Source organism: Acinetobacter sp. YH12140 (genome assembly GCF_013418475.1).
GTDB classification, from domain to species: Bacteria; Pseudomonadota; Gammaproteobacteria; order Pseudomonadales; family Moraxellaceae; genus Acinetobacter; species Acinetobacter amyesii.
This window is the reverse complement of sequence record NZ_VPBZ01000007.1, coordinates 53178-77503: the sequence shown is the minus strand read 5'-3', so window position 1 is coordinate 77503 and position 24326 is coordinate 53178. Positions and strand designations below refer to the sequence as shown.

At 42.3% G+C, this 24326-nt stretch carries 23 protein-coding genes and 2 pseudogenes; 14 read left to right on the top strand and 11 right to left on the bottom strand.

Translation table 11 applies throughout. The features are described from left to right. The first annotated feature begins 5 nt into the window (after positions 1-5). Both FTU75_RS11380 and FTU75_RS11375 read left to right on the top strand, forming a co-directional pair. Positions 6-641, top strand: coding sequence for an ABC transporter substrate-binding protein (locus FTU75_RS11380; RefSeq protein WP_180115987.1), 636 nt, complete (start codon positions 6-8; stop codon positions 639-641). Between the two features lie 39 nt (positions 642-680). Then, on the top strand, positions 681-941 hold the full coding sequence (locus tag FTU75_RS11375; RefSeq protein ID WP_218945760.1) for a lipid asymmetry maintenance protein MlaB: 261 nt from the start codon (positions 681-683) through the stop codon (positions 939-941). Between the two features lie 78 nt (positions 942-1019). Here FTU75_RS11375 and FTU75_RS11370 read toward each other — a convergent pair whose 3' ends face one another. Beyond that, positions 1020-2033: a CorA family divalent cation transporter gene (locus tag FTU75_RS11370; RefSeq protein ID WP_078189297.1), complete on the bottom strand. Its 1014-nt coding sequence runs from the start codon at positions 2031-2033 to the stop codon at positions 1020-1022. 155 nt (positions 2034-2188) lie between these two features. Between FTU75_RS11370 and FTU75_RS11365 the strand changes: the two genes are divergently transcribed. Continuing rightward, positions 2189-2797 carry a TIGR00730 family Rossman fold protein gene (locus tag FTU75_RS11365; RefSeq protein WP_180115986.1) on the top strand — a complete coding sequence of 203 codons (609 nt, stop codon included), beginning with the start codon at positions 2189-2191 and terminating at the stop codon, positions 2795-2797. Further along, the gene (locus FTU75_RS11360; RefSeq protein ID WP_180115985.1) at positions 2794-3201 is read left to right on the top strand and encodes an NUDIX domain-containing protein; all 408 of its coding nucleotides are present in this window, start codon (positions 2794-2796) and stop codon (positions 3199-3201) included. The genes FTU75_RS11365 and FTU75_RS11360 overlap by 4 nt, the downstream gene beginning before the upstream one ends. Before the next feature lie 43 nt (positions 3202-3244). On the opposite strand, the gene FTU75_RS11355 is transcribed toward FTU75_RS11360, so the two are convergent. Together FTU75_RS11355 and recG are read right to left on the bottom strand one after the other, a co-directional pair. Further along, positions 3245-3877, bottom strand: a complete 633-nt coding sequence (locus FTU75_RS11355) for a ComF family protein (protein ID WP_180115984.1) — start codon at positions 3875-3877, stop codon at positions 3245-3247. A 145-nt stretch (positions 3878-4022) separates the two neighbouring features. Further along, positions 4023-6068, bottom strand: a complete 2046-nt coding sequence (gene recG, locus FTU75_RS11350; protein WP_180115983.1) for an ATP-dependent DNA helicase RecG — start codon at positions 6066-6068, stop codon at positions 4023-4025. Positions 6069-6127: 59 nt separating this feature from the next. Here recG and FTU75_RS11345 point away from each other — a divergent pair, with 59 nt between their 5' ends. Together FTU75_RS11345 and FTU75_RS11340 are read left to right on the top strand one after the other, a co-directional pair. Further along, on the top strand, positions 6128-6907 hold the full coding sequence (locus FTU75_RS11345) for an NAD-dependent epimerase/dehydratase family protein (protein WP_180115982.1): 780 nt from the start codon (positions 6128-6130) through the stop codon (positions 6905-6907). Positions 6908-7058: 151 nt separating this feature from the next. After that, a pseudogene (locus FTU75_RS11340) lies at positions 7059-7625 on the top strand (methyltransferase domain-containing protein). 115 nt (positions 7626-7740) lie between these two features. Here the strand turns inward: FTU75_RS11340 and plsB are convergent. Beyond that, positions 7741-10314 carry a glycerol-3-phosphate 1-O-acyltransferase PlsB gene (gene plsB, locus FTU75_RS11335; RefSeq protein WP_180092998.1) on the bottom strand — a complete coding sequence of 858 codons (2574 nt, stop codon included), beginning with the start codon at positions 10312-10314 and terminating at the stop codon, positions 7741-7743. Between the two features lie 287 nt (positions 10315-10601). On the opposite strand from plsB, the gene FTU75_RS11330 reads away from it, so the two are divergent. Continuing rightward, entirely contained in the window at positions 10602-11474 is an 873-nt protein-coding gene (locus tag FTU75_RS11330; protein WP_111885408.1) for an acyl-CoA thioesterase II, read from the top strand. Between the two features lie 250 nt (positions 11475-11724). Further along, positions 11725-12984 (top strand): dicarboxylate/amino acid:cation symporter, encoded by a 1260-nt coding sequence (locus FTU75_RS11325; protein ID WP_180024345.1) that lies wholly within the window; start codon positions 11725-11727, stop codon positions 12982-12984. 77 nt (positions 12985-13061) lie between these two features. Here the strand turns inward: FTU75_RS11325 and FTU75_RS11320 are convergent. The 7 genes and pseudogenes from FTU75_RS11320 to FTU75_RS11290 all read right to left on the bottom strand — a co-directional run. Next, positions 13062-13406 (bottom strand): annotated as a pseudogene (locus FTU75_RS11320) (VOC family protein); the annotation flags it as partial. A 223-nt stretch (positions 13407-13629) separates the two neighbouring features. After that, positions 13630-14574, bottom strand: coding sequence for a metal-dependent hydrolase (locus tag FTU75_RS11315; RefSeq protein WP_180115981.1), 945 nt, complete (start codon positions 14572-14574; stop codon positions 13630-13632). Between the two features lie 157 nt (positions 14575-14731). Next, positions 14732-15592: a ribosome biogenesis GTP-binding protein YihA/YsxC gene (gene yihA, locus FTU75_RS11310; RefSeq protein WP_180103010.1), complete on the bottom strand. Its 861-nt coding sequence runs from the start codon at positions 15590-15592 to the stop codon at positions 14732-14734. A gap of 85 nt (positions 15593-15677) precedes the next feature. After that, positions 15678-16121: an Rrf2 family transcriptional regulator gene (locus tag FTU75_RS11305; RefSeq protein WP_078189285.1), complete on the bottom strand. Its 444-nt coding sequence runs from the start codon at positions 16119-16121 to the stop codon at positions 15678-15680. Positions 16122-16207: 86 nt separating this feature from the next. Continuing rightward, positions 16208-17416: an NO-inducible flavohemoprotein gene (hmpA, locus tag FTU75_RS11300; RefSeq protein ID WP_078192460.1), complete on the bottom strand. Its 1209-nt coding sequence runs from the start codon at positions 17414-17416 to the stop codon at positions 16208-16210. 150 nt (positions 17417-17566) lie between these two features. Next, on the bottom strand, positions 17567-19150 hold the full coding sequence (locus FTU75_RS11295; protein ID WP_180115980.1) for a helicase HerA-like domain-containing protein: 1584 nt from the start codon (positions 19148-19150) through the stop codon (positions 17567-17569). Between the two features lie 14 nt (positions 19151-19164). Continuing rightward, positions 19165-20367, bottom strand: a complete 1203-nt coding sequence (locus FTU75_RS11290; protein ID WP_180115979.1) for a PLP-dependent transferase — start codon at positions 20365-20367, stop codon at positions 19165-19167. Between the two features lie 158 nt (positions 20368-20525). Here FTU75_RS11290 and FTU75_RS11285 point away from each other — a divergent pair, with 158 nt between their 5' ends. The 6 genes from FTU75_RS11285 to rplB all read left to right on the top strand — a co-directional run bounded on the left by FTU75_RS11285 (position 20526) and on the right by rplB (position 24308). Continuing rightward, positions 20526-21263, top strand: a complete 738-nt coding sequence (locus FTU75_RS11285; RefSeq protein ID WP_180115978.1) for a type 1 glutamine amidotransferase — start codon at positions 20526-20528, stop codon at positions 21261-21263. A 268-nt stretch (positions 21264-21531) separates the two neighbouring features. Beyond that, positions 21532-21843, top strand: a complete 312-nt coding sequence (gene rpsJ / locus FTU75_RS11280) for a 30S ribosomal protein S10 (RefSeq protein WP_000070912.1) — start codon at positions 21532-21534, stop codon at positions 21841-21843. 59 nt (positions 21844-21902) lie between these two features. Then, complete coding sequence (gene rplC / locus FTU75_RS11275) at positions 21903-22541, top strand: 50S ribosomal protein L3 (RefSeq protein WP_078189280.1); 639 nt, start codon at positions 21903-21905, stop codon at positions 22539-22541. A gap of 11 nt (positions 22542-22552) precedes the next feature. After that, on the top strand, positions 22553-23155 hold the full coding sequence (rplD, locus tag FTU75_RS11270) for a 50S ribosomal protein L4 (RefSeq protein ID WP_078189279.1): 603 nt from the start codon (positions 22553-22555) through the stop codon (positions 23153-23155). Then, positions 23152-23472, top strand: a complete 321-nt coding sequence (gene rplW, locus FTU75_RS11265) for a 50S ribosomal protein L23 (RefSeq protein ID WP_005012992.1) — start codon at positions 23152-23154, stop codon at positions 23470-23472. Before rplD ends, rplW begins: the two co-directional genes overlap by 4 nt. 11 nt (positions 23473-23483) lie before the next feature. Then, on the top strand, positions 23484-24308 hold the full coding sequence (gene rplB / locus FTU75_RS11260; RefSeq protein WP_078189278.1) for a 50S ribosomal protein L2: 825 nt from the start codon (positions 23484-23486) through the stop codon (positions 24306-24308). Positions 24309-24326: the final 18 nt, after the last annotated feature.

Genomic DNA, 24326 nt, shown 5'->3' with positions numbered 1-24326 from the left:
ATTAAGTGAACACATTGTTAAAACATACGCTTACAGCAAGTATCTTATCAACTATGATGGCAGGTACAGCTTTTGCTGCTCCAAGCGAAGCACCACCTGCATTTGTAAAAAAAGTGGCTGATGGCCTCATTACACGTTTAAAAGCAGACCACGCAAAACTACAAAATAACCCTGCGGCTGTGAAAACGATTGTTCGTCAAAACTTAGACCCGTATATCGATTCACAAGCGTTCACACGTATCGTGATGGGTACTTATGCAACGAATCAATACAGCTCAGCGGCTCAACGTGCGCAGTTTGAACGTAACTTCCGTGCAACACTGATCGAAAACTATGGTTCAGCTTTTGCCAAGTTTAGTAACCAAACATATAGCATGCGTCCATATAAAGCGTCGAACAGTAAGAACCCTGTTGTAACGATTGATTTCCATAACAACGGTGAAAAAATTCCAGTTTCTTTCCAGTTGGTGGATAAAGGTTCACAATGGAAAATCCGTAATATCAACGTTTCGGGTATCGACCTAGGCCTACAATTCCGTAATCAGTTTGCGGCCACTGTAAAACGTAATGGCGGTAACATTGAGAAAGCAATTGCGAACTTTAAACCTGATGCTGATGCAGCATTAGACAAGAAAAAATAAGATAGGTGATGTGTGATTAAACTTCATCAACAAGAATTGATGGTTTCAGGCAAAATCGATTACAACAATGCCGAATTGTATTATCAAGACGGCTTGAAATTGATTCAACAACAGCAAGCTTTTCCCTTAGTGGTCAATCTTGCTGAGCTTGAGCATGGCAGTACTTTAGCTTTAGCTGTTTTGGTTCGTTGGTTACGTCAAACGCCAAAAGCGCAAGGTTTGCAGTTTAAAGCAGTCCCTGAAAAAATGATGAAGATTATTCAAGCCTGTCATCTTGAGCATGACTTGCAATTGATCTAAATAAAAAAAGCACCGTAAGGTGCTTTTTTTATTGCAGTGCGATAAGAAGTTCTCGCAAGTCCACGCAATAGGAAAGGATTAAATCCATTTCTTCCAGCGGAAGTACATCAATGGGCCAATAAAGAATGCCACGATGATTAAGCTGACCACGATAAAACTGGTGGTACCATGCGCGAATGGCAGTACATCGGTGTTCATTCCATAGACGCTAGCTACTAACATCGGTGGCGCAAGCATACTTGGTAAAATCGAGAATCGACGAATCGTATCGTTCTGTTCGGTGTTAATGAACCCAGAAGTGGTATCCAGTAAGAATCGAACCTTTTGGAACAAGAAGGCATCATGCTCAACAAGAGAGCGCACGTCCTCACTGAGTTCTCGGATGTCGGCATCATAAATATGACTGCCCAAGGCGCGAGGACGTGATAGGAAGGTGAGAACACGACGTAAATCGATCAGACACAGCTGTGCTTTCCCGAGCATATCTTCTAAATGCGCAAGGCGGGTAATCATGTCATCTAAGTCTAAAATCATCTCACGATGACGGTTATTCAGCACTTCTGTGGAATACTTTTCTAAGTCCTTGTGGATATCTTCCAAGATATCCGCAAGCTCATCGAGTTTGGCTTCTAAAAGTCCTAATAAAATCCAAGTTGGATCTTTATAGTCAATTTCATAGTCATTACGACGCGCGCGGGCACGAAAGGCACGGAAAGCAACCAGCTTTTCACCTCGTAAAGTGAATAAGCGCTCCTTATGTAAAATAAAGGCAACTGTTTGTACGGTAGCTAAGGTGCTAGCATTTTCTTCGGGTTCACCATCGACCTGAAAATTTTTATTTTTCGTTAAAAAATAGGTGCTGATGTGCAAAATACCATCGTCATCACGGTAGAATCGTGCACTCGACGAAATATCTTCTAATGATTTTAATGTAGGTAAATTTTGATCATAGGCATCCATAATCCATTGCTGTTCTTCCTGGGATGGGGCAATGAGATCGAGCCAGACTAAATCCTGATGTAAATCGAAGTCACCATTGATGGTGACATCTTCCAGGCTACCGCGCTCTGTGGCGTAAAAGGCTTCAAGCATGTTGTCTTTTCCCCTTACGCAGTAAGTTAAAAATGAATGGGTGTATTTTAGACAAGGATTTGCTTAAAAACACTGTTCTAATGATTATTTTATGAAAAAATCTGTTTAAAGTTGATTTTTCCAGCATAGTACTCCTGATCTGATGGTGATTATAAATGAAATCTATCGCAATTTTCTGTGGTTCCGCCCTTGGTAACAATCCTATCTATTTACAGGTTGCTGAAAAAGTCGGTCGTCATTTAGCGGCCCAAGGTATTACATTAGTCTATGGTGGTGGCCGTTCAGGTTTGATGGGTGTCGTGGCAGATAGTGCTTTGCGTGCAGGTGGACAAGTCATTGGGGTGATTCCAAAAGTCTTGGTCGATAAAGAATTGGCACATCCAGATTTAACCGAATTGCATGTGGTAGAAAATATGCAACAACGGAAAACCAAAATGTCTGAACTCTCGGATGGTTTTGTGGCGATTCCAGGTGGAGCAGGGACTTTAGAGGAAATTTTTGAGCAGTGGACGTGGGCTCAATTGGGCATTCATTTAAAGCCATGTGCCTTTCTCAACGTAGATGGTTTTTATGACGATTTATTGAATTTTCTAAAAACAACTGCAGAAAAAGGCTTTACCCATCTGCGTTTTATCGAAGGCTTAATTGCAGAAGATAATATCGAAACGATTGTTGAGCAGTTTCAACATTTCATTGCGCCAGAGCCGAAATGGGGCATGGTTGAACGTACAGCCTTTATTGCGGATTTGGAACAAGATAGATGAAAATTATCACTGTTGCCGCAGCCATTATTTTAAATGAACAGCATGAACTTTTAGTGGTTCGTAAAAAACACACGGCATTTTTTATGCAGGTCGGTGGCAAGTTAGAACCCAATGAAGCCCCTGAAATTACCATGCTGCGTGAAATTCAGGAAGAAATTGGCTGCGCTGCACAGATTGAACAATTCATTGGTCGTTTTGAAACGGCAGCTGCGAACGAAGCTGATCATCTACTGGTGAGTTATGTCTATTTAGTTCAGTTGCAAGGTGAACCGAAAATTGATGCGGAAATTGCAGCAATGCAATGGGTCAGCTTGGATGATACACAAACAAAACTCGCCCCTTTAACACGTGAGGTGGTGATTCCTTGGGTGAAGCAGCAGGCGGGATCTCTTGTTGAAAGCTAAACCGCTTCGCTTGTTCATTTTCTTTAGAGGTTGATGTTTGAAACTAAGGCTGTGCCGCAGCAATGCATGCGGCATATACCTGCGTGCAATGTAGCTGATGTAACAGCTTGCTTAATGCATGGATTGAACTCCCTGTGGTGACTACATCATCGATAATGAGGACTTTACGGAAACGGCGTTTTTCAGTTGGGTTGATAATAAATTGCTGTTCGATATTTTCTAGGCGTTCTAGCCGACTTAAACCTTTTTGAGCGTGCTGTGCTTGACGAATCACTGGTTGCCAAACAGGGATGCGCAATTGCTTTGCCATCATGTGTGCAACGAGCAGCATTTGGTTGTATCCACGGTCCTTGAGGCGTTCAACTGAAATAGGCATGGGAACAATGGCCTGAACTCGAGCTAAGCGCATGCTTAAAAGGCTCTGTGCCAGTAAATTTTGATAGTGCAATTGTTGCTCATACTTATAGCTTTGGATGATGCGATCTATTGGAAAATCATAGTGAAAGGCACAAGAGATGCTGTGTTCATGGCGATTAACCATTTGTTTAAACCAAGGCAGTTGTGCCCAGCAGTCAGTACAAAGCGAATGATGTTGTTGTCGATCGATACCACAGAGCAGGCAAGGGGAAACGCTCTGCATTCCTTTTCGGATGAAATGTTGGATGGATTGGAGCATATTTTTATTCTAATCATTCTTTTTTGAGTATTCTGCACAGTTTGTGGTGAAGTGCAATCACAACACCACAGAAACCTGTTCGACAAGCTTATTGGTTAAAGCCAATCTGTATTTTTAGGATGATCGCTCCATTACGTTCTCCTAATTATACATAGGCATAACGGGGTGCTTCAGGCAGCCATCGTTTTAACAGCGCTTGAGCCTGTGCAGGATAATCATTTAGGACTTGTTGAGCCACATAGTGTGCCTGATTGAGTAAATGGTCATCTCGCTCTAATTTTGCTACACGAAAGCCTATATCGCCTGTTTGTTTAGTGCCGAGGAGCTCGCCGGGACCACGAATTTCCAAATCTTTTTCAGCAATGATAAAGCCATCATTGGTCTCGCGCATGATGCGTAAACGCTCTTGCCCATTTTGCGATAAGGGATTTTTATACAGCAAGGCACAGAAACTGGCTTTGGCACCACGTCCTACACGACCACGTAGCTGATGCAATTGTGAAAGCCCTAAACGCTCTGCATTTTCAATTACCATGATTGAGGCATTTGGGACGTCAACACCGACTTCAATCACTGTGGTTGCAATCAGTAATTGCAATTCATTATTTTTAAATTGCTGCATCACTGCTTGTTTTTCATCGGCCTTCATTTTGCCGTGAACAAGACCAATATTGAGGTCTGGAAAGCGTTCTTTAATTTCATTAAAAGTCGCTTCAGCGGCCTGAGCATCTAAAGTTTCTGATTGTTCAACTAAGGTACAGACCCAATAGGCTTGTTTACCTTCAGCACAATTGCTGGCAATCCGCTGTAGCACTTCTTCACGACGGTCAAGTGGAATAGTGACTGTTTGAATCGGTGTACGACCGGGCGGCAGTTCATCAATGACGGAGGTATCTAAATCGCCATAAGCCGACATGGCCAAGGTACGAGGAATAGGGGTTGCCGTCATCACAAGTTGATGCGGTGTCATGCCATTGAGACCTTTGTTTCGTAGCGCCAAACGCTGATCGACGCCAAAACGGTGTTGTTCATCAATAATCACTAAACCCAATTTGGCAAATTGTACATTGTCTTGAAATAAAGCATGTGTGCCGACCACTAAATTGGCTGAACCATCTTGAATACATTGTTCTGCCGCAGCTCGAGCTTTACCTTTTTGTTTACCGGAAAGCCAAGACACGGTCAGTCCCATCGGCTCAAACCATTTTTTGAAATTTAGATAATGTTGTTCGGCCAAAATTTCTGTCGGCGCCATCATGGCCACTTGCCAACCTTCCTCAAGCGCATGACAGGCTGCCACACCTGCAACCAAGGTTTTACCTGCACCCACATCGCCTTGTACGAGTCGAAGCATAGGTTTGTTCTTTTTCAGATCGACCGCAATTTCTTTGGACACACGTTTTTGTGCGCCGGTCATTTCAAATGGCAGTGTACTTAAAAGTTGTTTGGTGAAGTTCTTACTTGTAGAGAATGACGGTGCTTCGATTTGTTGAATATAAGCACGGCGGCTGAGCAAACTGACCTGATGGGCAACCAATTCTTCGAAAATTAAACGTTGCTGTGCAGGATGAGAACCTTGGCTGAGTTGCAACATATTGGCATCGACAGGGGGATGATGAATATAGTCCAAAGCCTGTTTTAGTGCATAGCCATTGGTGAATTTTTCTGGCAGTAATTCAGGTAAGTCATCACTATATAACTGTAGTGCTTGTTTGACGTATTCACGTAGTTTGGGCTGTGTTAAGCCTTCGGTTGCAGGGTAAATCGCAGTGAGTTGGGTTTGTGGTAAAGGCGTGTGTTCAGTAATCACCTGTAGTTCAGGATGATACATTTCTAAGCCACGAGCACCAACACGGACTTCACCAAAAATCCGTAAACGATTGCCCGGTTTTACCCGATCAGTAATGCCTTTGTAGATATGGTAGAAACGTAAGGTGACTTTGCCACAATCGTCATCCAAAAGGGCGGCCATCGATTTACGCTTTCCGGGTGGAAAGTCGATACTTGTGACTGTACCTTCTAGTAAATAACTGCGACCCACGGTCAATTGGTTCATGGGGATGATCGTGCTACGATCTTCATAGTCGCGTGGCAGATGAAACAAAAGATCATCTGTCGTGAAAATATTTAGTTTTTCAAGTAAAGCAGCGGCGGCATTGCCAACCCCTTGCAATTGATGGACGGCAGCCATGTCCCCTCAACTTCGGTTTCTATGATCTAAATGGATCAGTTCTGAGAATAGGTCGTTTGATGCATATTCTATTTATCGGTTATGGTAAAACATCGCAACGTGTTGCTAAACAATTATTTCAGCAAGGTCACCAAATTACCACAGTGAGTCGTAGTGTAAAAGAGGATGATTTTGCAGAACATTTAATCCAAGATGTTCACCAACTGGATTTATCGCAGGTTCAACCGATTGATGCTGTCTATGTTCTTTTGGCTCCTGCACGTCATGCTCAATTCAATGCTGTGGATGCTTATCGATACACTTATGTCGATTCTGTACAGCCGATTGTTCAAGCATTAGCAAGTCATCCAATACAACGTTTAATCGTGGTGTCGTCCACTCGTGTTTATGGTGAACATGCGGGGGAGCGCATTGATGATGACACTGTGCCACAACCGATTGATGAGCAGGGGATGTTGTTACTTGAAATGGAGCGTCACTACTCACAAGCATTTCCTACCGAATGCGTGATCGTACGTCCATCTGGGATTTATGGCACATCGACAGCGCGAATGCGTAAACTAGCAGAAACGACTCATCACTATCCCAATATCCATTGGTCAAATCGAATACATATCGATGATTTGGCAAAATTTCTGTGTCATCTACTTCACGGGGAACATCATGAAAAATCATATATTTGTACTAATAACCAACCTCAACCCTTGCATGAGCGAATCTTGGAATTACAAAGAGCTATGCATTTACCTGAATTAGTTTTAGAGAGCGAAGTAGAAACAGGGAAAAAGCTTTATCCGACGCGAATGACGGAGAGTGGTTTTAAGTTAGCGCACGATTGATTGTGATGTGCAGTGTAAAATTGGCGTGACGTATAAAATTCAGTGCAGCTTTGTGAGTATTAAAAGAAATTCTATAAATGAATAAGATAGGTCTTTTACAACATGTATTGTTCAAATTTTCGAATGGATCTCAAAGGATAAAATTTAAATAATGACAAAATCATTTGCTGAACTTACTCAGAATTTACCCCATAGACCGATTTTGGAAAAAGCTTTGAGTTATTTTGAGAATTTACCAAAGATCGCGATTGATTGTGGTTGTGGTGCAGGAAATGAATCATCATTTCTACTCCGTCATCATTTTAAAGTATATGCATTTGATCCATCTGTTGACGCTAAAAATGTCTGTCTAAGTAAATTTAAAGACAATAAGAATTATTTATTTTCTAATCAGGCCTTTGAAGACCATAGCTTTCCTGAAGCTAGTTTAATTATTGCTTTATTCAGTTTATTTTTTTGTTCTACGGATTCGCTTGAAAGTGTTTTAAAGAAAATGCAGGAATCCTTAAGTGAGTAAGGCATCTTACTCATACAACTGTTAGGGAAAGATGATGATTGGGTAAATAATTTTTCTGAAAAATTTATAGGTTTTGAACAGGAAGAGCTTAAACAATTGTTTGATGCGGACTTTGATATTATTTATATCGATGAATTTAAAGGCAATAAACCGCTAGCCAATGGAACTCCAAAATTTTGGAATGTATATACCTTAATTTAAAAAAAGAAAATATTAAATACTTTTGTATAGTCCAAAAAAAGAGACAAGCCTTTTACAACTTGTCCCTGATTCTGCTTATATTCTTCCACTTTTATAGCGAAAAAATCAAAACGGTTTATTTCTTCTTACGTTTCAAGCGTTTTTTGGCTTGTTCCGCAGCAACTTTATCAAGTGCTTCTTTTAACTCTTCATCACTAAAGGTCGTAATGTGTTGCAACATTTGGAGTGTCACATCATCCAAAACGAGGTTGGCATATTGCGCAACATTTTGGAAATTTTCATCAAACACAATGGCATTGTTTTCATTGGTGCTGATATAACCTTGTTGGGTTAAGACTTTAATAAAGCTTTGGAATAAGGCCTTATCAAAGAACTCTGGCGAGTTAAATTCATACAACACAGATAGACGTTGACCAACCAAGTGACTGAGTTCTTCAACCTGACGCGTCGAGATATTGCCTGAACCACGTTGTGTGATTAAAGCCAAAGTCATGTAGTAACGTTCTAGACTTTGCATCACAGGTGCAGCCAAGACCACTAACTGATTGTGCTGCTCTGAGTTAGGCGCAGGGGAGATCAGGTTGCCTTCTGCATCTTCAGAAATTAGCTTGGCTTTGATCAGTACTTCTGCATACGCACAGATCTGATCTTTAAGCTCTTCATTATTCCATTTGAGGAATAACTCAGCTTTTAAGAATGGATACAGTGTACGAATGACATTAATCAAATCACCACGGCGAATAGAACCATTATGTTCAACCAAAGCGGCAATGAGTGATGGCAAAATAAATGCGTGCAGGATGTTGTTACGGAAGTAGGTTAACAGCACCGCTTGATTATCAGCAATGGCAATAATATCGCCAAGGACATGATTAACACGTTTAATCAGCTTGAGTTTTAAACCATAAGCAATGATTTCTTTACCTGACAGCGGTGTTACTTGCATGCGCTCATCGTAAGGTAAGGCATTTAAAAGATCGCGATAGGTATCTAACTGCTTAATGCAAATCTCTTCATCTAAAGTGTGTTTAGATGTTGCCAATAAAATCAGTGAAAGCAATGAAACTGGGTTCACCACTGCTGCACGGTTAATATTTTCTAAAATCACGTGTGCAGAACTGTTAATGGCATCCGAAACTTCTGGCGGAATTGGATCGTCATTCTTCTCGATTTTGATGTTGCTTGCATTGTGCTGTTTCAGCATATCATCAAGGAAAACTGGCTCACCAAAGTTCAAATGAACTTTACCGAAAATACGTTCGATCTTACGCAGAGTTTTCATAATCCCAATGATCGATTCGCCTTCTTTCGGCTTACCATTCATTTCGCCAACGTAGGTCGCACCTTCCATTAAACGCTCATAGCCAATATAGGTCGGTAAGAACACGATTGGTTTGGCTGGATTACGTAAATGACCATGGACCGTCATGGCGAGCATGCCGGTCTTCGGTGGTAATAAACGACCAGTACGTGAACGACCCCCTTCGATGAAGTATTCAAGTGGTGTATTACGCGCCAAAATACTATAGAGGTATTCTTTAAATACGGTGGTATAGAGACCATTGCCACGGAATGAACGACGAATAAAGAACGCACCGCCACCACGTAAAATTTGCCCGACAAATGGCATGTTCAAGTTATCACCCGCAGCAATGTACGGCACCATCAAACCACGCTTATAGATCACATATGACAATAATAAATAGTCGATATGGCTACGATGACATGGGGTGTAAATGATCTCGTAGTCTTTGGCTAGTTCACGAACGGTACTGAAGTTATGCACTTCGACGCCATCATAAAGCTGTGTCCACAGACGAGTCAGGGCTAAGTCAGCAAAACGTACTGTTGATGCAGAATAGTCAGAAACGATTTCATTTAAATAACCAATCGCACGACGTTCAGCTTCAACCATGCTGATTTTACTGCGAATGCTTTCACGACGAATCGCATCTTGCACATCCGTAGATTTGATCAGGCCATGCATCACATTACGACGGTCAGATAAATCCGGACCCAAAACCACTTCACGCTGCGCATCTAAATAATCATTCAGTGTGCTAACAATATAAGTCGCAGGTGACAAGTTTGGATGTGTAGTTTTGGCATATTCAACCAAACGACGCAAAGACTGTGGCTCATGGAATTCGAGGTACGATTGACGACCGTGCAAACCAATATTCACCAACTGCTTCACTTTGCTTGGTGTAGACCATGTATCGGTAAATAATAATTTAAACCAAGAATCTTCTTTGTCGGGTTCACGGCCCCACAGCACGGTTACAGGAACGAGCTCAACATCCGCATCAGGATTTTTTTCCAAAACCTCAATTAAACGCAATAAACGAGGTGGAAAGGCATGTGGCGGTGGATTGAGTAAGTTGTCTTCATCATGATGTTGTAAAAACACCACAGATGCTTTTTCTGTTTGCGTACCCACAGTCATTGGGTCGAGTGCAGGGTGTAGCTTTAAACGACGGGTTTCACCATCGACAATTAAAGCATTACTTCGTGAATGATTTTGCAGAACGTAGCAGGTAATTTTCGTTGTCTGTACGCCGGTATCTGTATCGGTTTCAGTCACTACAGGTTCTACAGGGACTTCACCTAAAACATGCGGTGTTACCACAAGGTCAAGCAGTTTACTCGAAAGCTTTCGATACATCTGACCAAAGCCGCTCTTGGACATACAAACTCCTACTTTTCATGACCAAACCACAGAAATTCTGAGGGGAATCTATTCTGCGTAATTGTACTTAAAAACTGTATGTCATTTTCTGACAAATTGCATAGATATTGTAAGATTTTATCGTTAAAAAACGTATTTTTAGCAGTTATATTGCATCAGCAAGGTGACAGATCAGTCAGCGAATCTTTAGGGTTTTAGTCTGGATTTATGGCAAAATGGAAAACATATTTAAACATCTGTTGATGTTGCCTGCGTTAGCTTAATCCCGAATGATAGATAGGTTTGTTATGAATGCCTTAACACAAGAGTTGGTTGATTTACTCAGCCTTGAAAAATTAGAAGAAAATATTTTTCGTGGGCAAAGCCGAAATTTGGTCGGGAAACGTGTCTTTGGCGGACAGGTTTTAGGTCAGGCGCTACGTGCGGCATCTTATACGACAGATCGACCTGCTCATTCTTTACATGCCTATTTCTTATTTGGCGGTGATATCAGTGCACCAATCATTTATGAAGTGGATCGTATTCGCGATGGACGCAGTTTTGTGAGTCGTCAGGTTCGTGCGATTCAACATGGTAAAACTATTTTTATGTGTATGGTGTCATTTGCAGAGCAAGAAGAAGGGTTGAACTACCAAGTTGCAGAGCCAGAATATCCAGCTGTAGAGGATTTAAAATCTGAAGCTGAGCTAAAACGGATGATGGTAGAGTTTGTCCCTGAAAACGTCCGTACGTCTTTTATGCGCGACCGTCATGTAGAAATTCGCCCGATTGATCCACAAAACCCGTACCAACCGCAGCCTGCTGCGCCATCGTATGCACACTATATTCGTACCCATGACACGATTGCTGCCGATGTTGATGACATCTCTTTACATCAGGCCATTGCAGCATTCTATTCAGACTTTACGCTGATGACGACTGCACTACGTCCACATGGTTTAAGTTATTTATCACCAAGTTTGCAGTGTGCCAGTATTGACCATGCCATGTATTTCCATAAGCCATTCCGTGTAGATGAATGGATGCTTTATGACATGGATGCCACAGTCAGCGCTAGTTCACGTGGTCTAAATTTTGGTCGCATGTGGCAAAACGGTGAGCTGGTCTGTAGTACGACACAAGAAGGCTTGATCCGTTTACGCGAAATTGAAACCCAATAAGTTTTGAACAAGATGTGTTAAGTCGTAAAAGCTGAATATTGAAAAAACCGAATCAGAAGATTCGGTTTTTTATTACCTTTATTTATCTGTATGAGCCTACTCGTAGATTTGATCTATCTCATTAGTGTCTTTTGGCATAGGTTAAATTAAGCTGAATTCGGGCTTTGCAGAAATGCAGCAGTACATGTGACAAAAAATTCCTCGATTCCCAGTGGGGCGCATGGCATAGTGCCTGAATAAAGGATGATAAATGCAAGGCACAATGAGCTTAAATACGCAGATTTTAATTGCCGCAATATTGGGTGTGGCATTTGGCTTTTTATTAATTCAGTTTCCAGAGACGCAGTTTTTATCCGCCAGCCTGTATGGCTTGGGGATTGCCAGTAGTATTTTTATTGGTTTGCTGAAAATGATCTTGGTTCCGTTGATCTTTAGTTCGATTGTGGTAGGGGTGTCGAATTTACAAGCGGGTGGTCAGCTGAGTCGAACGTGGAAAATTACCTTAGCGTGCTGTGTCACTACCACAACTTTGGCACTGATCTTGGGTCTAGCATGCGCGCATATTTTTAAAGTCGGGCAGGGCGTGGACATCGTCATGTTCCAAGATGCAATGCAACAGCATCAGAGCCCTGACACCCTCACAGCAGGTTCATTCTTTACCAATTTTATTCAAAATACACTGATTAATCCGTTTAAAGCCTTTAGTGATGGCAACGTACTCGCAGTCGTGGTGTTTTCACTATTTCTCGGTGTGGCCTTGGTCAAAGGCGGTGAAAAGTTCCGAAGTGTGAGAAAGCTCAGTCAGCAATTTTTCGACATCATGATGATGATCATCGGCTGGGTGATGAAGCTTGCACCGATTGGTATTTTTGCATTATTGGCTAAATTGATTGCTACAGAAGATATTTCGGTGTTGAGTCGCCTCGCGGAGTTTGCTGCCGTAGTCACAGGGACCACGATTTTCCATGGGGCAGTGGTGTTACCTTTGCTGCTTTGGATCTTTGGGAAAATGAGTCCTCTGACGTTTTTTAGAGGAACACGAGCTGCCTTAATCACTGCTTTTGCAACCAGTTCGAGTTCAGCAACGATGCCACTGTCGATGAAATGTGCGCAGGAAAATTTAGGCGTCCGTCCTCAAACGGCAGGTTTTGTGATTCCATTGGGCACGCAGTTGAATATGGATGGTACTGCGCTATATGAAGCTGCTGCCGCACTTTTTATTGCAAATTTGATGGGACTAGATTTGAGTTTGGGGCAGCAGTTAATTGTCTGTGCAACCGCCATGATTGCTTCACTCGGTGCGCCGGGTATTCCAAGTGCTGGAATGGTGACAATGATTATGGTTTTACAATCAGTCGGACTCCCTGCGGAAGCCATTGCGATTTTACTGCCGATAGATCGACTCTTAGATACGGTACGGACTGTGGTGAACGTACAGGGCGATATGATGATTAGCGTGGTGGTTGATCGCCATACGCGAGATGTAGATGAACCAGCATTGTCGAATTAAGCAGATAAAGTACTGAAATGTGGGTTGTAGACGATCTCCCACAGATGCCCATCTAAGTCTTGAAAATAGCCTGCTTAACCACCGTAAAACGTGGGCTGTGCGGGCTTAATTGTTTTTGCACCAGCGCGTTGGGCTTGTTGCATGATTTGATCGACGGCTGCGGGACTTTTAACGTTATGTCCCAGAGACATTTAAGTTGGACAAAACGCTGAAGTGCTGATTCCGATGTCATGACTAAAGCTATCTTGCGGCCAGAGTGCAAGCTTTAAACCGTGTTGTAAATCAAAAAATGCCACAGCGCCATGTTCAAATTCAGTCCCAATAATCCCTGTGCTATTTAGACCTAAACCCTCTTGATAAAACGCGAATGCAGCGTGTAAATCTTTCACGGCCAGTGTAATGACGGAGATGTGAGCGTGCATGGAGATGCTCCTGAATGGCTTATTTTTATTTTAGGATGAGGCTGAGTATAAATGCATTTTAAAGAGAATAGGGAGTTCGGAAGAACTGTACTTTAAACCTCGAACTTATGACGACCCTATTCATCTTAAGTTTGTTGATTGCTCAATAAAAAAATAGAGCGTAATGGAAGTGAGCACAAAAAAAGCAGGGCGAACCCTGCTTAATACAGATTTTAAATGGTGTTTATGCAACTTTCAGTGCGGCACGTTTTGCAGCAGGAGAGTTGTCGAGGTAAGCAATCGCATCTTCAGTTTTTGCTTCATGCACAGGATCGTACCAAGGCATTAAATATCCCAATTGCTGCGACACTAACCAAAGTGGATGTGGTAATAAGCGATTGTCTTTTTGCGCGATATGTGCCCATTCACGCCAAATCCACGGTTTATATACGGCTGGTTTAATCGATTCATAGCGCGCGTCTTGCTGCATGATATGTGCTGCACCATCGACCCATAGACCAAGTACGGCTGCAATCACGATTACACTTTGATAATAGCGAGAAATATAGCCCCCACCGAGATGACGATACAAATCAAAAGCCACGGTACGATGCTCTATTTCTTCTGCACCATGCCATTTTACTAGATCGAGCATATTCGGATCGGCACCGAGGCGTTCCCACTCTTTATTATATAAAGCATATTTGCCTAGTACACAGGTCATGTGTTCAACCGTTGCAATCACCCCTAAACGAAAGAGATCCCATTGATGATCTAAAGCTTTGGGTACGTTGAGCCCTAAAGGTTGGTCTGCAAGCAGTTTGCCAAAGAGAAAATCCATGATTTCAAGGTTGCGTTGAATACTGATATTGCGCTGAGACAGATATTCTTTATTGGCAGAGTTATGCGCCTGAGCATGCATGGCTTCTTGGCGGATAAATGCTTTAACGTCCTCGGCTAGTTTTTCATCTCTAATTTGTGGCAATACTTTGTTATACAGACGGCAAAACCAAAACTCACCAGCCGGTAAGATCATATTAATTTCATTAATAAAATAGCTGACAAAAGGTTGGTTGGGCACCCAGTCAACTTGAGTATCTTGCCACTCAAATTTCACTTTACGTGGTTTAATTTTATATTCGATTGATGATCCAAGTTTTGTGTTTTTCAAGCGGGAGAGTAATTTCATGACCTATCCTTGTTTTTATGTGATCGAGTGCACATCTGATGTATTCAGTATCCAAAAAAAATCCTGCATTGTGATTAGCAATACAGGACATTTCATTATCTTCAGATGATACTTTTTGTCAGACAATCATCCTTGCGCTGACTTTAAAATTACTGGATTAGTGGTCTGAATTTTTGCCTTCAGCTTGGGGTAAATCTTCAGATGTTGTATCGACGTCATCGAATGTTTCCGCATCTGCATCGATTTCAATATCATCTTCGGATGCTTCAGGAATGCTATCGAGATCAAACTCTGTTGATTGTTCTAAAGTGAAGTTAAGACGACCCGCCATGACACTCGCTAACTCTTCTAAACCTTGTTTATTCAATGATGAGAACAATTGGATAGAGAAGTTCAGCTTCATTTTTTTCAATGCCGCTTTCACTTCTTGTAGTGCTTTAGAGGCTGGGCCACGGTTTAATTTATCTGATTTGGTGAGCAGTACATGCACGAACAATTTACGTGAATGTGCCCATTCCAACATCATGACGTCAAAATGTTGTAGTGGATGACGGATATCCATCAACAGCACAAGACCTTGTAAACTTTCACGGTGTATCAGATAGTTTTCTAACTCTTTTTGCCACACGATTTTCATCGCTTCAGGTACAGCGGCATAGCCATAACCCGGTAAGTCGACCAAACGTTGATCAGGATTTCCTAGACTGAAAAAGTTGATCATTTGGGTACGACCCGGTTTTTTCGACGCACGTGCCAATTGTTTTTGGTTAGTGAGCGCATTAATAGCACTCGACTTACCCGCATTGGAACGGCCAGCAAAGGCAATTTCATAGCCGGTATCTTCAACGCAGAGGTTGAGTTTAGGCGCACTCATTAAGAACTCAGCTTTGCGTAGCCAGTTGAGCGAGCGCACAGCATATTCAGTAATCGCAGAGTCTACTTTTTTCTCATAAGTAATCTTTTGCTTCGGCGCATTGGCCGCTTTACTGTTTCGTGATTTTCCTCTGTGCTGATGCATAACCCAACTTCAATAACTGATTTAACAACACGCATTATAAAGGAAGTCGGGCAGGCAAGCGAATTTTGTCGCAGGCAAAGTGAAATTAGAGATTGATCATTTGAATTGGAGATTGTGTTGTAAATTTAGATGCGCTGCTTGGTTGTAAGACGTCAGCAAGTTTGTACTGATCGAGACTTTGATAAAACTGTTCTAAAGCTTGGTCTAAGATGCTTTTTAAACCACACTGACTGCGCAGTACGCAGGGTGGGTCGTTACATTCAACAATCTGGTGATTACCTTGCAAAATTCGCACAATTTGACCGAGTTGAGCGTCAAGTGCTTCAGGGTTTAGACGAATACCGCCACCTTTGCCGCGGCTGGTGATTAACCAGTTTTGCTTTGCCATAAAATGCACAATTTTCACCAAGTGATTACGCGAAACGTGCAGGTCTTCTGCAATTTCAGCAATGTTATAAGGCACATCACGAGGACGTGCGATATAGAGCAAAATGCGTAATGCATAATCGGTGAATTTATTGAGTTGCATGATAATACTGTGAGTCTGAGAGAAATAAATAAGGGCTAGTCTAGCATAACTAAACTAACCCTTTGTATTTCAGGTGAATAGCTTAGTTAGTGTTTTACACCACCAGTGCCGAAAGCTTCGCTGTGAATATTGCTAGCAGGAATACCACGAGCAATTAAAGCTTTCTGTTGTTCAGCCATAAATGGCATTGGACCGCAAAGGTAATAATCCGCATTGATCGGTAACAGTGCAGTATCCATGCTGCCTAAGTCTAGACGACCAGCAGCATCATAATCTTCACCTAATTTATCATTAGCATGAGGGAACTCATACGCTGTAAAAGTGCTAAGACGTGGGTATTTTGCTTCCAAATCCTGAATGTGTTTATGCATTGCATGCACTTGTTTGCTACGGCAGGCATGGATAAAGGTTACAGGTTGTGGCATGTCTAAAGTCACCAACTGATTCAGCATCGCAATCATTGGTGTTAGACCTACACCACCACTGATAAAGACATTGCGTTTTTGTGAATCAATCAGGAAGAAATTACCTGTTGGTGCAGACACTTCGATTTCTGAACCGATCTCCAAGCCATGCAGTGTATTTGATACCCAACCTGGAACCAAGTCACCTTTCTGATCTTCACGTTTTACAGAGATACGTAAGTAGTTGTCTTGTGGGCTGGTAGACAATGTATATTGACGTGGTTGTTTTAGACCCAGCTCATCGACCAATACACGTACAGAGATGTACTGACCTGCTTCATATTTTGGTAAATCACCACCATCAGAAGGCTCAAGGTAGAATGAGGTGATTTCATCACTTTCAGCCACTTTTTTCGCGATTTTGAAATTACGCCAACCTAACCAACTGCCTTTAGTTTGCTGATGTTGCTCATAAATCGCTTTTTCAGTGCTGATAAACAAGTCTGCCAATTGTCCATATGCTGCTGCCCAAGCTGCAATCAGTGGATCTTCCATTGAAATGCTTAATACTTCACTGATCGAGTGCAGCAAATTTTCGCCGACAATATTATAGTCTGGCGCTTGAATGTTAAGACTCACATGTTTATGCGCAATTAATTCTACAACTGGTAAAAGTACAGATGGGTCCTCAATATTTTCAGCATAAGCCAATACAGCACCCGCCAAGGCTTGTGCCTGAGCACCGCTGCGCTGATGTCCCATGTTAAAGGTTTCTTTGAGGTCAGGGTTATTGCCCAACATACGATTATAGAAGTAACCAGTCAGCGCGACACCATTTTCACGTAGAACAGGAACAGTAGCTTTTACTAGGTCAATTTGCTGCGGAGTCATAGCTGATCTCTCATGGCTGTTATTTATAAGATGTATTTAAAATACATATTTAAAAATGCATTTGCAATATGTCCCATTGATAAAACCATAAAAAAAATATGGGATATTAAAATATCCCATAAATTAAGCATAGATAATCGAAATGGCGAATTATTTTTTACCAAACAGTGAACCTAGCAAACCGCGTACGATTTTCTGACCTGTCGACCCGCCCAAGCTGCGTGCAGCACTTTTTGCAAAAGTTCCTACCGTGTCTTGAATCAGTTTTTCACGTTGTTTGGCTGCACGCTCAGCTTCTTTTTGTTGTTCGCGCGCAAGGCGTTCTTGTTCACGTGCTTGCTGTTTGGCGAGTGCATCTGCTTCTTTGGCTTGTTGTTTGGCCAACGCTTCTTGTTCTTTGGCTTCTATTTTATCTTGTTCCGCTTGGACGGCTTGTTGTTGGCGCTCCGCCACTTTATTTTGCAAAAGTTCATAGGCACTTTCACGGTCTGCTTCGGTGTCATACACACCTGCAACAACGCTATTTGCCATGAGTGCTTTGCGTTCTTCTACAGCAATTGGACTAAATGAAGAATAGGGTGGCATCACCCAAGCACGTTCAACGATTTGGGGTGTGCCTTGCTCATCTAGACAGCTAATTAATGCTTCACCTACAGCCAGTTCCGTAATCACTTGATCGACTTTAAACGCAGGATTGGCTCGAAAAGTATCTGCTGCCGTCTTAACAGCTTTCTGATCTTTCGGGGTAAATGCACGTAGCGCATGCTGAACGCGGTTACCCAGTTGGCCTAAAACACTCTCAGGTAGGTCAAGTGGGTTTTGCGTTACAAAGTAAATGCCGACCCCTTTAGAGCGAATTAGACGTACCACTTGTTCAATTTTTTCTTGTAAAGCAGGGCTGGCATTATCAAACAATAAATGCGCTTCATCAAAGAAGAACACCAGTTTGGGTTTATCCATATCTCCAACTTCGGGCAATTGTTCAAACAGTTCTGACAGCATCCAAAGTAAGAAAGTTGCATAGAGCTTAGGGGTATTCATTAACTTGTTGGCGGCGAGCAGGTTGATGTTGCCACGACCTTGTGCATCCGTTTGAATGAAATCCATGATATTGAGCGCAGGCTCACCAAAGAACTTGTCACCACCTTGATCGGCCAATGCGAGTAAATTACGTTGAATCGCACCTAAACTTGCAGGCGATAAATTGCCATATTCATTTTTAAATTCGGCTGCATGTTCACTGACGTAGCTAATCATGGCTTTTAAGTCTTTAAAGTCGATGAGCAATAAGCCCTGATCATCGGCAATACGAAAGACCGCAGATAGCACACCTTCTTGGGTGTCGTTTAAATTCAGAATTCGGGCAAGGAGCAGTGGACCAATTTCAGAAATGGTGGTGCGAATGGGGTGTCCTTGTTCACCAAACAAATCCCAAAACACCACTGGGGAGGCAGCAAAAGGAATGCTCTCGATATTTAAACTTTTAATTCGTTCGTCAAACTTAGGATTGCTTTCACCTGCTTTGGCAAGGCTAGAAACATCCCCTTTGGCATCAGCTAAAAATACAGGTACACCCAGCCGAGAAAAACTTTCTGCCAACACCTTCAACGTCACCGTCTTACCAGTACCTGTGGCCCCAGCAATCAAACCATGGCGGTTTGCAAATTGTGAATGAAGCACCACATCCTGTGTGGTGTCTTGTGTTTTTTTGCCAATAATTATTGGTGTACCCATAGATGTTCCTGTATTTATTCGAGTTGCTGTTTATTTAAATGTTGTAGTGCGTTTTCTATATCTTGTATTAAATCTGCAGGATGTTCTAGTCCTATACAAAAGCGAACAAGTAAGCCAGCTTGAATGTGTGAATGTTCGAGTATACGCATATCTTTTAAGTTATATAGCATGACTAAACTGACTGGACCACCCCAGCTAAAACCGAGCTTAAATAGTTTCAGCGCATCGCAAAAGCGGCGTACATCTTGCAAGCTATATTTTTCATTAAATACCACGCTGACCAAGCCGGCACTGTGTTGTTCTGTACAAATTTCTTTCCAATACTGATGTCCTGCGGAAGCTTCATCAGCAGGATGTAAAACCTGTACAAATGCTGGTTGCTGTTTTAGCCAATTTAATAAAGTTAAAGCACTTTGTGACTGGTGTTCATAGCGCAGGCGCATAGAAGCCAGACTGCGTTGTACTTGCGCGGCGTCATCACCAGAGATACTAATGCCTTGAATGGCGTGCGCACGAAACAGTTTGTGATGAAGCTTTTTATCTCGTGTAATTACCGAACCCATCAAAATATCCCCGCCGCCACTTGGGTATTTGGTCAAGGCATGCACACTGATATCGACACCCAGGTGCTCAGCACTAAAATCAAAAGCATTAAAGGCAAGTCCTGCGCCCCACGTATTGTCCAGTGCAGTGAGAATGTTCTGCGCTTGAGCTTTTTTGACCAAGCCGACTAAATCTGGAAACTCTAAAGTGACAGAACCCGCCGCTTCTAACCAGATAAGCTTGGCTTGCGCTGAAGGGCTAAATGAATCGACATTAATAGGGTTATAAACCTTGACCACGATGCCATAGCGGGTTTCTAAATTGCGTAAATGGTCCATATTTGGGCCATAGATATTATCTGCGACCCACACTTCATCCCCTTGACTTAAAAAACATGAATTGACCAAATTAATTGCAGATAAACCGCTTGGTGCGAGTAAGTGATACAAGCCACCTTCAATCTGAGCAATCTGATCGCCTAGGGTAAATGTAGTGGGTGTGCCATGTGTGCCATAGCTATAGTCATAATCATCAGTCCAATGGCGATTAAAAAGCGCATCTGTATTTTCGAAAATTATAGTGGATGCACGAAACAGGGGAGGTTGAATACTATTGATGTATTGCGGTGCCTTTCTTGGTGCATGAATGAGTTCAGTTTGAGGATTCTTTTTCACGTGGCGCTCTGAAATGATCAAAATAATAATGAATGTTCAAAAGAATACGACTAAAACGCATGGATTTACGATGCTTTTGTATAGAAAATTAAGTGAAAAGCAAAGTTGGCTTCATTCTTGCAAAACCGATATCAGAGCAACAACAATAGGTTTAGCGCATGAAGTCGCATTTAAAAGTACATTATTTTCAGCATATTGCTGGCGAAGGGTTCGGCAGCTGTTATGAATTTTTAAAACAGCATCAGGCTCAAATTACGGCCACAGAATTTTTTGCATTACCTGTCGATCAAGCCTTGGATCTCGAGGCTTTGCCGCATGTTGAAGATGTCGATTTACTTATCATTATGGGTGGCACCATGAGCGTAAATGATGAGGCAAATTTCCCATGGTTAAAAATAGAAAAGCGTTGGCTGCGACGCTATTTAGCCCTCGGTAAACCCGCAATCGGGCTTTGTTTAGGTGGGCAATTGATTGCTAATGCTTTGGGTGGTGCGGTGAGTCGAAATGCACAACAAGAATTGGGTTGGACGACCATCCGTAAGGTCGCTAACGTACCGCATGGCTGTTTCAAACTACCGGAAGAGTTTAAAGTCATGCAGTGGCACAGTGAAACATTTGAAATTCCCAAAGGAGCGGTACTACTGGCGGAAAATGATGCATGTCGTAATCAAATGTATCAAATTGGACAAAATGTTTTGGGCTTTCAGTTTCATCCTGAAATTACCCCTGAAGTACTCGATTTATTTTTGGAAAATGATGAAGAGTTGGCATTTTTTTCAGGAACACATGTACAGCCAGTACATGATCTGCGGAAAAGCGCAAAAAACAAATTTATTGAGGGAAATCAAATACTAAACCAAGCAATAGAGTATGTATTAAGAAAAAATGCCTGTTGATTAAAAGTTAAGCAATTGATCTTGCATAAAAAATGAAAAATATAAGAAAAACAGCAAAAGAGATTTGCTTATGCATTAAACAATAGCTATAATGGGCAACCCTTTGATGAAGGGGGTTGGCTACGAATAAAGTAGTTAACATCGTGACAGTCGCGGCATCGATCGTGACCTTAGTGATATTTCACTGCTCTTGACACTTGCCTCTTTCAAAGTGGGGTGAGATGCGTCAAGGGTGATTCTTTATATATTTGGCTTGGAGTTAACTGGTATGTCTAACCAGAGAATTCGTATCCGTCTTAAGTCTTTTGATCACCGTTTAATTGATCAATCAGCTCAAGAAATCGTAGAAACAGCAAAACGTACTGGCGCACAAGTTTGTGGTCCAATCCCGATGCCTACACGTATCGAACGTTTTAACGTTTTAACATCACCACACGTTAACAAAGATGCGCGTGACCAATACGAGATCCGCACTTACAAACGTTTGATCGACATCGTTCAACCTACAGATAAAACTGTTGATGCATTGATGAAGTTGGATCTTGCAGCTGGTGTTGATGTTCAGATCGCTTTGGGTTAAGGCTTTCGGTTAATTAACGCTCTAAGTTAATTAGGCCGCTTTTTTAGAGGTTTATGCACATGGCTATTGGTTTAGTCGGTCGCAAGTGCGGTATGACACGTATCTTTACAGATGCTGGTGTTTCTGTACCTGTAACAGTGATTGAGGTTGATCCTAACCGCATCACACAAATCAAAACGCTTGAAACTGATGGTTATCAAGCGATTCAAATCACTACTGGTGAACGTCGCGAATCTCGCGTAACTAACGCTCAGAAAGGTCACTTTGCGAAAGCTGGTGTTGCTGCTGGTCGTCTAGTTCAAGAATTTCGCGCTACAGAAGCTGATCTTGAAGGTCGTGAAGTTGGCGGAACTATCGGTGTGGATGTGTTCACAGTGGGTCAAATTGTTGACGTTACTGGTACATCTAAAGGTAAAGGTTTCCAAGGTGGTGTTAAACGTTGGAACTTCCGTACTCAAGACGCTACACATGGTAACTCTGTATCTCACCGTGTTATCGGTTCTACAGGTCAAAACCAGACTCCTGGTCGCGTGTTCAAAGGCAAAAAAATGCCTGGTCACTTAGGTGCTGAACGTGTAACTACACAGGGTCTTGAAATCGTTGCTATCGACGCAGAACGTTCAGTTCTAGTTGTTAAAGGCGCGGTTCCTGGTGCTACTGGTGGCGACGTTACTGTTCGTCCTACTATCAAGGCCTGAGGGGAAATAACGTGAATTTAAATACTGTTTCCGGCTCTGCTGTTGAGTTATCTGAAGTTGCGTTTGGTCGTGATTTTAACGAAGCTCTTGTACACCAAGTTGTTACAGCTTACTTAGCTGGTGGTCGTCAAGGTTCTAAAGCGCAAAAATCACGTGCTGACGTTTCTGGCGGTGGTAAAAAACCTTTCCGTCAAAAAGGTACTGGCCGCGCTCGTGCTGGTTCTATTCGTAGCCCAATCTGGGTTGGCGGTGGTAAAACTTTTGCTGCTCGTCCACAAGACTGGTCTCAAAAAGTAAACCGTAAAATGTATCGCGGTGCTATGCAATGCATCCTGGCTGAGCTTGTTCGTCAAGATCGCCTTGTTTTAGTTGAAGAGATTGCTGTTGCAGCTCCAAAAACTAAAGAATTGCTTGCAAAACTTAACGACTTGAATGCACCTCGTGCATTAATCGTTACAGATGCTGTTGATGAGAACTTGTATCTTGCTGCTCGCAACATTCCACACGTTGATGTGGTTGATGCTGCTGCAATCGATCCTGTTAGCTTGATCGCGTTCGATAAAGTTGTTATGTCTGTTGCTGCTGCTAAGAAAATTGAGGTAGAACTCGGATGAACAACGAACGTATCTATCAAGTCCTACAAGGACCTGTATTCTCAGAAAAAGCACAAGTTTTAGGCGAAACTGCTGGTGTTCAAGTGTTCAAAGTTGCACTAGATGCAAACAAACTTGAAATCAAAAAAGCTGTTGAGCAACTATTTGGTGTTCAAGTTGTTAAAGTTAACACAACGATCACTAAAGGTAAGACTAAACGCTTTGGTAAAACATTAGGACGTCGTTCTGATGTTAAAAAAGCATACGTCACCCTGAAAGCTGGCCAAGATGTTGAAATGGCTGACTTGGGCGATACCGCTGAAAACGCAGCGGAATAAGGACGAAAATTATGCCGATTCAAAAATGTAAGCCAACGTCTCCAGGACGTCGCTTTGTAGAGAAAGTGGTTCATAACCACCTTCACAAAGGCGCGCCATATGCTCCGTTGGTTGAAGCTAAAAAACGTACTGGCGGTCGTAATAACAACGGTCACATTACAACTCGTCACGTTGGTGGTGGTCATAAACAGCACTACCGTATCGTAGACTTCAAACGTAACAAAGACAGCATCCCTGCTGTAGTTGAGCGTATTGAATACGATCCAAACCGTACAGCTCATATTGCTTTATTGAAATATGCTGACGGTGAACGTCGCTATATTATTGCACCTAAAGGCCTTCGCGCTGGTGATCAAGTTCAATCTGGTAACGATGCTCCAATCCGTCCAGGTAACTGCTTACCACTTCGCAACATGCCTATCGGTTCTACTCTTCACAACATCGAGCTTAAAATCGGTAAAGGCGCACAATTAGTACGTTCTGCTGGTACATCTGCTCAATTGTTGGGTCGTGACGGTTCTTACGCTATCATTCGTCTTCGTTCAGGCGAAATGCGTAAAGTACACGTTGAATGCCGTGCTGTGTTAGGTGAAGTTTCTAACTCAGAAAGCAACCTTCGTTCACTTGGTAAAGCAGGTGCATCACGCTGGCGTGGCGTTCGTCCTACCGTACGTGGTATGGCGATGAACCCAGTAGACCATCCACATGGTGGTGGTGAAGGACGTAACAAAGGTATTCAACCTGTAAGTCCATGGGGTCAAAAAGCTAAAGGGTACAAAACACGTACCAACAAGCGTACGACTAAGATGATCATTCGCGACCGTCGCGTTAAGTAACAAGTAAAGGAATCTGAC